We start from the raw sequence: 12,257 nt of genomic DNA, 5'->3' as shown, positions 1-12,257 counted from the left end.
GTATTCATCCGGCGCCCATCATCCATCGCGCCCGGGTTCGTCAGAGTTGCTGGAAAACAAGGCAATCTTGTTGCCCTGCGGATCACGAAGGTATGCGACAAAAAAATTCGGCCCGTAAGCCTGACGAAAACCCGGCTGACCCTCGTCGGTTCCACCGGCTGCCAACGCGGCTGCATGAAGATCACGGACCTGTTGCTGGCAGCGCGCCTCGAAAGCAACCATCGTTCCGTTTCCTGCCGTCGCAGGCTGACCGTCAAATGGTGCTTTCACATAGAACTCTGGCTGGTTTTGTCGCTGTCCCGGTTCTACGGGCAGTGCGAAGCTCAGATCACCGTGATATCGCTCCAACCGATACCCGAGATCCAGAAGAAACGCTGAATAAAAGCGCTCGGCGCGCTCAATGTCGTCAACGCCAAATGTGACATATGCCATCATGTTTGAAGTGCCTCTTGGTTTGCCGCCAGAACGTCCCGGCGTTCAAAATCACGATGCGCACCACTTCGCGACCTTGCGCTCTTGTCGACTAAGCGACATCCGGCAGGAGAAAAATCTCTCGTGCTGCGTCTGTGTTTAGCCGTTCGCTGTCATACCATTTCATCAACACATCCTTCGACATCAAATCAGTGTTAGTGCGAACAAAGGCATCAAAATCCAGGCCAGGACGGTTGACCAATCTCTCTGCAATCAGGCTCATGAACGCGTAGGTGATCGTGAGATTGAACTTCTTCGGCGCTCCGGCTTTTGCAGCGAGCGTTCTAATGCCTTTCGCGTAGATGGCTGAAGCATCTATGAATTCGTACTTCGACAGCAGATCGAAAGCGACACGAACGTGGTCAGCATGATGAAACGCCGTGTTGTCAATTTCATGTGCCTCGAATGCGACTGTGATCGGGGCGAGGTCTTGTGTCTCGTTCATTCCTCATCCTCATTTAACATGTGGCTGTCCCTAGCGCTCAAATCGAGATCGTAGACTGACTTGAGCTGTGCGATCTTTTCGATCGTCTCCGGCGAAAACGGTGGTTTGTTTTCAAAGCTGTGCAAGGCGATGCCCTCTACCAGGTCACCCAATGTCATATCCAGATGTTCAGCAGTTGCTTTGAGAACTTTGAGCAGCCGCTTTTCGATCCGCAAACCTGTTTGGGTACGTTCAATTTTGCTTGTCATAGAGGTATTTATGTACCAAGGTACAAACTAAGTCAAAGACCAAATTTGAGTGAGCCAAAATGAATAACGAGAACAGAGAAACTGGTAAGGAGCATAAGAGTTGATTGACTGGACTGGATTAGCTGCGATTTTCGCTGCGTTCTTCATCGTTGCGGCGTCGCCTGGGCCGGCGACCTTGGCGCTTAGCGCGGTTTCTGCCGCCTCAGGTCGCAAATGCGGTATAATCTTTGGCGCAGGTCTGTCGGTTGGTCTCTCGTTTTGGGGGCTCATCGCGGCAACAGGCCTCGGAGCTGTCCTTCAAACGTCAACCCAACTTTTGGCAGCGTTGAAGATTGCCGGAGGCACCTATTTGCTTTGGCTCGCGTATGGATCCGCATGCTCTTCGTTGCATGTATCCCCTGGAAAGCCCGTTCAAGGCGAAATTGCCCGACCCACTAAGAAGGGCTTTCTAATGAAAGGGCTCATGCTCAACTTGTCCAATCCCAAGGCGGTCATAGCTTGGATGGCAGCACTGTCAGTTGGCCTCGGAGATAAAGACGCCTCAGTCAACTTACTGTTAGGGACCTTGGGATGCGCCTTCGTCGGATTTCTCGTTTACGCGGCCTATGCGGTTGCCTTTTCACTTTCCGTCGTTATGAAGTGTTACGTGAGGTTACGTCGTTGGGTCGATGGAGTGGTTTCGGCTCTGTTTGCCATTGCAGGGCTTACACTCATCCGGTCAGCTTTTACCAGAATATGACAGTGTCAAAAAGTGATGTGCTGACTTGCCTACATCCATATGCGCTCCACTGTGCACTAGATGGTGAATGAGAAAGGTTCCCGCTCTCAGCGGTTGCCCGATGTGCTGCAGCTTCGTTTTTTTGGTCGGTGTCAGCGAACACTGATGACGGCCCTTTTGGAAAACGCTCGGATGCCGCGAGTCTAGCCCACATTACTACCATTCGCCGCGAGTGCGAAATTGAATCCAGGTCGAAATCACAGATGGCGGGACTTCGCTGCCGTTCACTTTCTCAACCCGAAGGTTTGCTTTATTCAAAATTCTGACGCAATCCAATCAACGATACGCTTGATGCGCGTCTGGCCCAGGTGGTCCTTTGACCATGAGACATAGAGCCCATCATCAGACGGGTCGGGATCGACCCAAATCTCCACAAGTTTCTTTGAGTGTAGATCATTCTCCACCATGTAGGTCGGCGCGATTGCTACGCCGTGGCCACCGATGGCAGCGTCGAGCGCCAAGGCAGATCGGTCGAAGTTAAGCAGTTTGTGCGCGTCTCCGTACCCGGTTTCCTGGATCAGCTTTTCCCACCGCCGGTGCGCATCCTGAAGGAGCGGTAGCGTCAGCAACGTCTCCAGCCCCATTGGCCAATCCGGCCGCAGGAAATCAGGACTGCATACGGCAATCAGGCGGATGTCGGCGAGGCGGCGCGATACGTGAGCCGCATTCTTGTCGTGCGCTCTGCCAGGCCAGATCGCAATTTCGTTCCGGCCCAGACTGCGCGCCAAAACCTGCTCGTGGACCTGAGTGGTCAGTGAGACAGTCGGAAACTTGGTAGTGAAAGCGTCCATCCGGGGCATCAGCCATTTCGTTGCGGTGGATGACCCAAGGTGTAGCGTGACGCGATCATTGCCCTCGCAGATGCTCACAAAGGCAGAATCGAGGATCGCCAAAGCGTCTTCCATCGCCGCATGACAGCGCTCACCTTCCGGAGTCAGCGAGACACCGCGTGCGCCACGCACGAGAAGAACCACCCCCAGCTCGATTTCGAGTTGCTTGATCCGCTGAGAGACCGCGCCACGCGATAGATTTAGCTTATTAGCCGCGCGCTGCAGGTTCCCGTGCGATGCGACGACAGAGAACACTCGGAGTGCGTTCAGGTTTACGGTCTTCATTCGATACCTTCGAGGCGATAGAATTTCTAAACGCTGGTGGAATTATTCTGCTTTGTCAATATGGTGCAGGCGACCGATACAAGCGGGTAAGCAGCATTCAGCAATAGCTACAAGAGACCAAGAGATGACCCTGACAATCCGACCAGCGACACCCTGCGACATGCCGCGAATGGTCGAGCTCCTCATGCTAGATGCGAAGGAACGCCATGCTGAGGATGCGATCCTTTGGAAAATCGCGGACGACGCGCCCGCGCAGATTGAGAAAGCGCTGGCTTTTGCGCTGACGGCAGAACAACAGCCCTTTCGACAGTTTTGGCATGTCGCAGAGGATGGGGGCCAGATCACGGGTGTCATTCATGCGATGCTGCTGCCTGTGCCCCCAATCTATGCAGGCCCGTTCGGCGAACCGGGACTGATCCTGCCGGACTCCTTCGTTGCAGCCGATGCACCGAGTGGCACTGTTGATAGTCTGCTGGCCGCAGCCGAAGACGCCCTTCACGAAGCCGGTGCCCAGATCAAATTGGCATCCCACGTTGCAGGTAAAATCTGGCGAACCGCGTTCGAGGCAAGCGATTATGAACCTCTGACGCTCTACCTGTCGCGTAGTGACCTTGGCGATCAGGGAATGCCAGCCGACGTTCGACAAGCGACAGAGGACGATATTCCAGGTATCGTTAAACGCAGCGCCGAGAACCGCCAGGTTCTCTTCGACATCGACTCTTTCTGGGAAATTCATCCCGAAGCCGACGAACGTTTTTCGGCATGGATGACGCGGAGCCTGACGCTCCGGGATCGGGACATGATGGTTTTGGGCCAGTCGGATGACTTGCGAGGCTACATCATCGCACAGCCCGCTTCACGGCTGCATTTTCCCCCGGCCCACGACATCACTGGTACGGGTGTGATTGATGACTACTACCATCCCGAATTGGCTAACCCGGTGGTGCTTGACCGAGGGAGTGAGGATTCCATTGCGCTGTTGCGCGCGGCCGAGGCAGCGTTCGCCAACCGCGGAATGGGAGCCGCCTTTGTCGTCTGTCCGGCTGGATGGACGTCCAAGATCGAGGTGCTAAAGTCCGCTGGCTATGAGACCGCAATGGTGTGGTCCAGTAAGCGATAACACTCGCCATACCACTCCAGTTCATGCGCATTTCAACGGCTGTTTTACGTCGCTGAAACGAATATAGATTACCGTTCTCACCGGCCCTAAGGAGACATACAGGGTACCGTTCGGATGCCGCATCGGCGCCCGCATTGCTGACATTCGCTGCATGCGCCAATCCAGAAGCCTCTCGAACTCATCTTGCACGGACCAAAGCATTGGATCGTTGCATATTGAGCAGCGAAGTATCGGGCAAAAGTCCGATCCCATTTGGCATATGTACAACAGGCACCTTTAGCGGATTGGTTGATCGCTGGATTTCACCCTTCGGTTGAAACTAGGGTGCCGTATTGTATCAGCAATCGGGTATGGAAAATGCAGCGTCTTTATCAGCTCATTCAATATGTTGCACCAATCGTTGGGCTTGCGGGCATCACAATGATTATCATCGGTGTTCAAGGGGCACCGCGAAACTGGACGCTGGTCCAGCAAAGCCTACCACTCGTGATTTTAGCACTTGTTTTCCGGCCACAGCGTGGCCATCCGATGTACGATCTAATGGGCATGCAGGGCAGCTCTCGCAGGTCAGCAGCAAAGCCTGAGGATACTCCCGAAGCAAAAGAAGCAAAAGCCTTTCTCGCCGAGGCCATAGAACAAAACCTGGCCGTTCTGGCGCACGAGCCAGGTGATTTGGCGCACCATGCCGCGCCCGCTAAATTGGTTCCGCTGCTGCCTGGAGCTAAAGAGCGAAGCCGAAGCTGGATTGGGGGTGCCCCTATGCTTCCTGAAGATATGGAATGGCCCCAGGTTAACGACCTACCGATGCTGTTTGTTGCACAGATTGCACTTGATGAGCTGCCTGAGGGCATCTGGGGCGGTTTGGCGCCACGCGATGGCTGGCTGGCTTTCTTTATGCCGTCAGAAGGGCGTGTCGATGATGACTCCCGCGTTTTTCACCTGACTGGCCCTGTTGAACCGCGTGAATGGCCGGACGTGCCCCACTCTTTCTACTTCGGTACCTGTGGTGATAAAGCGCGCGGGGCGCTGGAAGCCGTGGGCCTCACTGTTGCCCCGCATCCTCCGCGCTTTCCGGTGGCCATCCGGCATCACGTGGGATCGACGGAGACAAGACGCTCGGTCGAAGCCGAAAACAATCAGCGCTTTGCCATCCAGGAAGACTATGATCCTCGGTCTTTGACTTATCGTCCATTCGATACCATCAGCGCGCGTGGCTTTGTTGCCAGCCTGCTGGCGGGTCAGCATCAAGCATTGAAGATTCTGGCCGGAGACATCGAACGCACAGAGCGCAATCTGCAAAAGAGTGAAAACGCAGAGGACCAGGCGAGAATGCGGCTAAGCCTTGCGAACGATCAGCAGGAACGTGCAACGCGCGACGCGGCCGTCGCCGCTCTTGAGGACGTCTATAGCAGGCTTGTGGCAGGACCGGACAGTTTGTTGGACACGGGCGCGACAGACGCTTTGATTGCCGAACTTGACCAGATTGAAATTCGCCGCCCCCAAAGAACTGATGACGGGATCAAATGGATATCACACTCTGCAATCGACGAGTTTTGGGCGCGTTCTGTCAGCCGAGATGTCTTCGAAATACAGCTGCAAGAGACCATGCGCACACACCCCGAGCGCGTATCCGATTCAACACGGGCGCGCTATGAAAGGCTCTGGCGTTTTGACCAAGAACACCAATACGCCACGATGGGAGGTCCGGTGCATAGCGGCTTTATCTACTCACGCGCTCACAATCCCGCCTTTCTTTTGGAGGTTCCGTCAAGTGATCTTGTGGGCTGGATGTTTGGCGATGTCGCAAGCTTTGGTATGTTCATTGATCCAAAAGACATGAAGGCTGGCCGCTGGGACAAAGCCTGGGGTGATATTCTCAACTGAGAAAAACCAAGTGAAGTTTGTCTGGATTGCGTTGCATTGATCGAGTTTCGAAAGACTTGCTGTTGTTAGTCATTCAGCGCTCGTCAATATCAATTGATTGCGAGTTGGAGCCAATACGGAAGTTCCCCATCTGACTTCGCTTGACCGTTGAGGGCGGCCCATTGCTGCCGTTCATTAAGCATTGGCAATGCTGCGGTGCGGTTCGTCGAACCTGCCGTTCGCTGCAGGTGCAAAATTCATCGGAGATCGAATTCACATCGTACAAACCTTCCGTTCGCCCGGCTCGCCTGTAAGTCTGGATTCGATACTCGATTGCGGACGTTGCAGGCATGCGCCCATAGGTTTCAACATACTTGAACTAGATCGGTCGCTGACGATACCACCGGGACTTCAATCATCACACTCCAAGAGCGTTAGTTGAGCGCGAAGACCTCAACCGGCTCTCGAATGCCCTTCATCTTAACCTCGCCGCGGCTTTCCGCCTGAAAATCACCTTCAACAGCAATCCAAACACGAGGAGAGATAAGTATCTCACCATCCAACGCCATATCGCACAGCCGCGCCGCCATGTTCACAGAGGTGCCGGAGGCGGTGTAATCAAATCGGCCCGCTGACCCGACCAGACCGACGGTCGCATATCCCAGCGAGATGCCGATGCCAAAACCCAAACGGTGACCCAGCCGCTTCCATTGAGCACACAGCTCTTTCATCTTCACGCGCATCGCCACGGCCAGCCCGACAGCGTCGCCCGCCGGATCATCAACCGGTATCGGATCGTTGAAAATTACCATGATCCCGTCGCCCGACCGCTGATCGACGCCGCCGCCAAATTCGTCAATCAGATCGCTCATCTCTTGATGATAGGTCTGCAGAACTTCGATGGTCTCTTCCGGCTCCGCCGCCTCACAAAACGCCGTGAATCCGCGTATATCGCAGAACAGCGTCGCGACCATGGCGCGGTGCGAGGTCAGCATGCTTTCGTCGCCCGAAGTCACAACCGCGTCAGCGACAGCGGCGGGGAGGAAGCGTTTCAGTCGGCCCATCCGCTCAATCTCGCCAACTTGTTCGTCAACGCGTTCTCCAAGTTCTGCGTTCAGGGTTTCAAGCGCCTTGAACTGGCGCGCGTTTTCGATGGCGATGACGGCCTGGGCGGCGAAAGTCTCGATCAGCGCGATCTGGCGTTGGGTGAAGGGCCTTACCTCGCGGCGGATCAGATTGATGCAGCCGATTGCTTCTTCACCGCGAAACAGTGGCACGGAAAGCATTGTTCGGATGCCTCCTTGATCGACTGCTCTCAAAGAGGCGGGTTCCCCGTTCTTATAGGCGTCTAGTTCGGCAATGTCGGGGGCGTGCACGGTCCGGCGTTCATTGACCGCACGAACGGGCGTTATGTTGAGATCAAGCGGGAATTTGGAGACACCGATTTCATACGCCTCAGATAGAAGCTGCCCCGCTGAGCGCCGGTAAACCAGCGCCTCTTTGTTGTCATCAAGCAGGAATAGGCTCGCGGTGGGGGTTTCGCATAGCCGCGCAGAGCTTTCGAGGATCGCATCGAACACAGGGTTATCGTCGTCACGCGACGTGCTGATGACTGATAGCACATCACCAGTTGCAGTTTCCCGCTCCAACCGCTCCTGCACCTCGCGGAACTGGAGGACATTTTCTATAGCGATCACGGCCTGCATGGCGAAGGTTTCAACCAGCGCGATCTGACGGCCATCGAAGGGCGCGGCCTTGGTGCGGAACAGGTCGATGCAGCCGATGGGGCTGCCGTTTTGCAGCAGCGGTACACAGAGATACGAGTGAAACCCGCGCTCTTCCACCAACGCAAGATAACGGGGATTACCTGCGATGTACTCTGGCACCTGTTTTATGTCCGGGATATGCAGAATCTCAGCTGCGCGGAAGGCGCGAGCGGGAAAGACGTCGCTATCGACCGCGAACCCGTTTGGGGGCAGCTCAAGGCGGCTATCATCATCGCCCCAAACCCCCTTGACCATCAAAGTATCGCCTAGCTCATTCAGCAAAACCAAACCCGCCATCGGTGCACCGCAAAGGCGTGCGGCGTTTTCCAGAATGATATCAAAGACTGGCGCTTCATCGTCGCGTGACCGGCTGATGACGTCGAGGATTTCAGCCGACGCCTTCTCACGCTCTAGCCGCTCCTGCACCTCGCGAAACTGGCGGACATTCTCGATGGCTATCACGGCTTGAGCGGCGAAGGTTTCGACCAGCGCGACATCGTCATCGGTAAATGGATCGACCTTTCTTTTGTAAAGGAGGATCGATCCGATGCCCATGCCATCGCGGATCAGCGGAACAGTGGCGATGCTGCGGATGCCCTCCACATCCACCATGAACATACGCACCAGGTCACCCTGCCGGTATGTTTCGGTGGCAGCGATGTCGTCAATGCGAACGACTTTGCGTTCAAGCATCGCCTCAACAGCTGTCAATTGCGTTTCGGTTATGGCGTGGCGAAACTCTTTGAGCCCTTCGGCAAATTCATCGCTGGCACCGCGCCAGGCCGGGATAGTGATGTGGGTTCCGGTGTCATCCAGCAAGGTGATCCAGGCCATTGGCGCTTTGCAGAGGTCGCAGGCGTTCTTCAGGATGGCGTCAAAGACCGGCTGGGCGTCGTCGCGAGATTCCGAGACCACACGCAGGATATCCTGCGTCGCCTTCAACGCGGCATCTGCGGTTTGCTTTGGTTGAACCGTTTGGGCCATAAAAATTGTCTTTTTCCAATGGATTTATCCAGCGTACGGTAACTGTTCAACCGCCGACCCGCCAGTTGATTTCGGACCTAAGTCAACAGCTGCTAGAAGCGGAGAGCGACGGTTAGATCAAAGCGCAGCATTGTGCAGTTTGGGCGCAAGCCGGGAATTCGCTGAACCAAAGGCTAAATGTTCCTTCCTCTTGAAGGGCACTCACGCGCGGTGATGCGGCCCGTCGAATCCGCCATTCGCCGCATCCGCAAAATCAGGATCGATAGGAGCTTACAAAGGGCGAAACACAGCTGCCGTTTTTTCGAAGAGGGTCGGCTCACTACCCATCAAGACTTAAATGTTGCCGTGACACGCGGGGCGAAGAACTTAATGAAAGTTTTGACCTCGGGCCGGCGATAGCTTTCTGGTGACATCAGCAAAGTCACTGTCACCGATAACTCTTCTATTGGATCGGAGCAGCGGATGAGCCCAGCTTCATTATCTGCGTACCGTGTGTGTAACACGGCGAGGCCATGGCCTGCCTTCGCCGCAGCATCCACCATTGACATTTCGTTGAATGAGGATGCGATCTGGTCCGATGAGACATTGCGAACCAACCATTCGTGCGTGTGGGAAGGACCGTGTGGGTTTTGGAACGTGATAAACCTGTGCCCCGTCATATCATGTTGCGACAATGGCAGCCGATACCTGTTTGCATAGTCTTGCGAGCCATACAGCGCGAAGCGGTCCATCCCAAGCTTGCGCTGGATGAGTTCTGGATCATGATCCTCGTTCGATACGCGAAACGCAATGTCGGCTTCGCCCTTGAGTAAATCAAGAACCTGCATGCTATGCTCGAACTTTATCGCAATACCAGGATGAGCGGCGGCAAATGCACTGAAGATGCCCATGGTCGTATCGCCAAAATTCTCAGGTGCAGTGATGCGGATGGGCCGGGGTCGAGACAAGTCCTGTGCCTTTTTGACTAGTTCCACGGCATCCGCTTCCATCCTTTCCGCCAAAGTGAGCAGCGCACGTGCATTTTCGGTCGGTTGGAAGCCTCGCGTGTCCCTTTCGAAGAGCACAAGCCCTGTTGCTTGCTCAAGCGCATCTATCCGTCGCGCGACAGTCGGCTGCGCGACACCCAGTTTTCGTGACGCTGCCAGGGTGGATCCTTCCCGGAACACCGCCAGGAATACTCGGATATCAGACCAGTCGCGGAACTCGTTCTTCATCTATGTAGAACAGCACATCTTCTGCGCGGATACCAGAACAGCTCCCGGCTTCGTATTCTGGAGTGCAATTGGAGGATCACTGGGGAAATCTGACATGACCGGCGCATCAAAATATTCTGCAGCGCTACAAAACTGGATCCGCCGGGTCTGGACCAGATTTTCGCCATGGCCGAGTCTGCGATCGACAACTGACTTGAGCTCCGATACTTGGGCTAATCGGGCCTTCGTGTTGGAGATGTTGGATCGGCATCGGGGGACTTTTTCAAGCCATTCAGATCTTCCTACCTTGTTTGGACGGTCTTATGGTCGCTTCTAGCCAAATTTTCCTTCAGGAGCGTTCAATGCCGTTTCCAGATCATGTATTTCGACATGCGCCCGCTTTGCGTGGAAGAATTACGCCACCGGATACGTCCGAGATGCGGTTCGGCTACGAACGTTTCGCTGAACTTGACGAACAAGCGCTGGAAGAAGGTTGGCCGCCGGGGTGGCGCATGGACCACGAAGACCGTGAGGCCAATCGGCAAAAGATACTCGCCGGCCGCTTGAAGACGGACCTTTGGGTGTTTGCCTATGGCTCGCTCATCTGGGACCCAGCCGTGCATGTAACGGAATACCGGCGCGGCCTTCTTCAGGGCTGGCACCGTAGCTTCTGTATGCGGTTGGAAGGCGGGCGTGGCAGCCACGACCGTCCGGGGTTGATGGCCGCTTTGGATGAAGGCGGTCAATGTGATGGCGTTGTCTTCAGAATAACAGCGGGCCTAGTAGATCAGGAAACTAAGTTTCTGTGGCATCGCGAAATGTTTGCCGGTGCATATGAACCGCGTTTCCTTGAGGTCGATACACCGCAAGGTTCGGTGGAGGCCCTGGTATTCGTTATGGATCGCAGCAACCGTCGCTATGTGCCGCACCTCGATCAAGAAGAGGCGGCGAAGATGATCGCAGTAGCCGAAGGCGGTCTTGGCTCGAACTTCGACTACCTCCGTTCCCTCGTCAGCCACTTGAACGAACTGGACATTGAAGACCACGAAATGCGCCGATTGCTCGAACGGGTCAGTGTGTATCGATAAAAGGCGATTGGAGCTCACCGCTCTCATTAAATCGATCACACTAGTTGTCCGTTCCAGGCAGCACCGCCAAAACAAGGACGGTCCATCGTAGCCTTATGTCACACTGTGCCAAGGCGCGCTTCAGCCTTTAACAATTCGGCCATTCTCGGCAATGGCGAGATGCGCAGGACCTCGCAGGTCAAGAGAGCGGACGAGAGCAGCTTTGTGCTGCCTGAGAACCAATTACCGTAGTTAAAGATACCAAGCCTACGTGTCCCGGATTATGCCACTGTATCGCGGAGCAAAGAATGCCGTGAACGCCCTAACTTCAGGGCGGCGGTAGGAGGAAGGATTCACCAACAACCAAACCGATGACGCCAGACTTTCCGGTAACTCAAAACACTGGACGAGTGTTTCGTCGGTTTTCATGAAACGCGTCAGAAGCATGCCGATACCAGCACCCATTTGAACTGCGGTCTCCATCGATTTGAAATCCTGACACGTCATGGCGACCTGTTCGGGCTCAATACGCTCAAGCAACCATTGATTCATTGCATCGTCGGCAAGTTTACCGCCCCAAACCAGATATTTGTGACCACCCATACTTGTTTCCGATTTCGGAAGATCAGATTTCGCCGCATAGGATTTTGAGGCAAACAGCGAAAGGCTAACCGACGCTAGCTTCCGACAAATCAATGATGGATCATCTATCTTCTTATTTGTCCATCTAATTGCAACATCAACGTCGCCACCGGAAATGTCGACGGACTCATCACTGGGGATCAGCTCGAACTTTACGTTTCGTCCGTAGTTGTCCACGAAGGATTCGAGAATTGCAGAAAGCCTTGGGTTAAAGGCATCTGTCACGGCCGTAACTCGAATTGTGCAAGACTTGGCAGAGGCCAATCGGTCGGCCAGCACATCCAGACTTTTGGCTGCCTGTTCGACCGCTTCAGCGCTCTCAACCAATGCCAAAGCATCTTGGGTTGGCCGAAAGCCCTGTGTACTCCGTTCAAACAGAACCAAATTTAGTGTGTGTTCCAGCGCTTCTATCCGTCTGGCGACAGTAGGTTGTGCCATCCCAAGCGTCTTGGAAGCACCAAGCGTGGAACCTTCACGTATAACCGAAAGGAAAACACGCACGTCCGAAAGGCTCTGGAAAACGCTCTTCATTTTCGTAGAACAGCACAATGCCAGAGCGGATACC

The 12,257-nt window shown here is 54.8% G+C and carries 11 protein-coding genes; 4 read left to right on the top strand and 7 right to left on the bottom strand.

What is annotated here, in order from left to right; translation table 11 throughout:
• Positions 1-18: 18 nt before the first annotated feature.
• The 3 genes from ACR0AG_RS21060 to ACR0AG_RS21050 all read right to left on the bottom strand — a co-directional run bounded on the left by ACR0AG_RS21060 (position 19) and on the right by ACR0AG_RS21050 (position 1,164).
• Positions 19-435: a VOC family protein gene (locus ACR0AG_RS21060; protein ID WP_170797422.1), complete on the bottom strand. Its 417-nt coding sequence runs from the start codon at positions 433-435 to the stop codon at positions 19-21.
• An 88-nt stretch (positions 436-523) separates the two neighbouring features.
• Positions 524-916, bottom strand: a complete 393-nt coding sequence (locus ACR0AG_RS21055) for a hypothetical protein (RefSeq protein ID WP_480842442.1) — start codon at positions 914-916, stop codon at positions 524-526.
• Entirely contained in the window at positions 913-1,164 is a 252-nt protein-coding gene (locus ACR0AG_RS21050) for a hypothetical protein (RefSeq protein WP_170797426.1), read from the bottom strand. Before ACR0AG_RS21050 ends, ACR0AG_RS21055 begins: the two co-directional genes overlap by 4 nt.
• 100 nt (positions 1,165-1,264) lie before the next feature.
• On the opposite strand from ACR0AG_RS21050, the gene ACR0AG_RS21045 reads away from it, so the two are divergent.
• Positions 1,265-1,903, top strand: coding sequence for a LysE family translocator (locus tag ACR0AG_RS21045; protein ID WP_170797428.1), 639 nt, complete (start codon positions 1,265-1,267; stop codon positions 1,901-1,903).
• A 293-nt stretch (positions 1,904-2,196) separates the two neighbouring features.
• On the opposite strand, the gene ACR0AG_RS21040 is transcribed toward ACR0AG_RS21045, so the two are convergent.
• Positions 2,197-3,057, bottom strand: a complete 861-nt coding sequence (locus tag ACR0AG_RS21040; protein ID WP_480842439.1) for a LysR family transcriptional regulator — start codon at positions 3,055-3,057, stop codon at positions 2,197-2,199.
• Between the two features lie 124 nt (positions 3,058-3,181).
• Between ACR0AG_RS21040 and ACR0AG_RS21035 the strand changes: the two genes are divergently transcribed.
• On the top strand, positions 3,182-4,177 hold the full coding sequence (locus ACR0AG_RS21035) for an N-acetyltransferase family protein (RefSeq protein ID WP_480842437.1): 996 nt from the start codon (positions 3,182-3,184) through the stop codon (positions 4,175-4,177).
• A 357-nt stretch (positions 4,178-4,534) separates the two neighbouring features.
• The gene (locus tag ACR0AG_RS21030; protein ID WP_480842435.1) at positions 4,535-6,061 is read left to right on the top strand and encodes a DUF1963 domain-containing protein; all 1,527 of its coding nucleotides are present in this window, start codon (positions 4,535-4,537) and stop codon (positions 6,059-6,061) included.
• A gap of 413 nt (positions 6,062-6,474) precedes the next feature.
• Here ACR0AG_RS21030 and ACR0AG_RS21025 read toward each other — a convergent pair whose 3' ends face one another.
• Both ACR0AG_RS21025 and ACR0AG_RS21020 read right to left on the bottom strand, forming a co-directional pair.
• On the bottom strand, positions 6,475-8,790 hold the full coding sequence (locus tag ACR0AG_RS21025) for a GAF domain-containing protein (protein WP_480842433.1): 2,316 nt from the start codon (positions 8,788-8,790) through the stop codon (positions 6,475-6,477).
• A gap of 326 nt (positions 8,791-9,116) precedes the next feature.
• Positions 9,117-10,004, bottom strand: coding sequence for a LysR family transcriptional regulator (locus tag ACR0AG_RS21020; protein WP_480842431.1), 888 nt, complete (start codon positions 10,002-10,004; stop codon positions 9,117-9,119).
• Between the two features lie 341 nt (positions 10,005-10,345).
• Between ACR0AG_RS21020 and ACR0AG_RS21015 the strand changes: the two genes are divergently transcribed.
• The gene (locus tag ACR0AG_RS21015; RefSeq protein ID WP_480842429.1) at positions 10,346-11,071 is read left to right on the top strand and encodes a gamma-glutamylcyclotransferase; all 726 of its coding nucleotides are present in this window, start codon (positions 10,346-10,348) and stop codon (positions 11,069-11,071) included.
• A gap of 246 nt (positions 11,072-11,317) precedes the next feature.
• Here ACR0AG_RS21015 and ACR0AG_RS21010 read toward each other — a convergent pair whose 3' ends face one another.
• Positions 11,318-12,223 carry a LysR family transcriptional regulator gene (locus ACR0AG_RS21010; protein ID WP_480842427.1) on the bottom strand — a complete coding sequence of 302 codons (906 nt, stop codon included), beginning with the start codon at positions 12,221-12,223 and terminating at the stop codon, positions 11,318-11,320.
• Between the last annotated feature and the right edge of the window lie 34 nt (positions 12,224-12,257).

The organism is Ruegeria sp. H6, from assembly GCF_056532975.1.
This window is presented reverse-complemented; position numbering and strand designations above follow the sequence as displayed.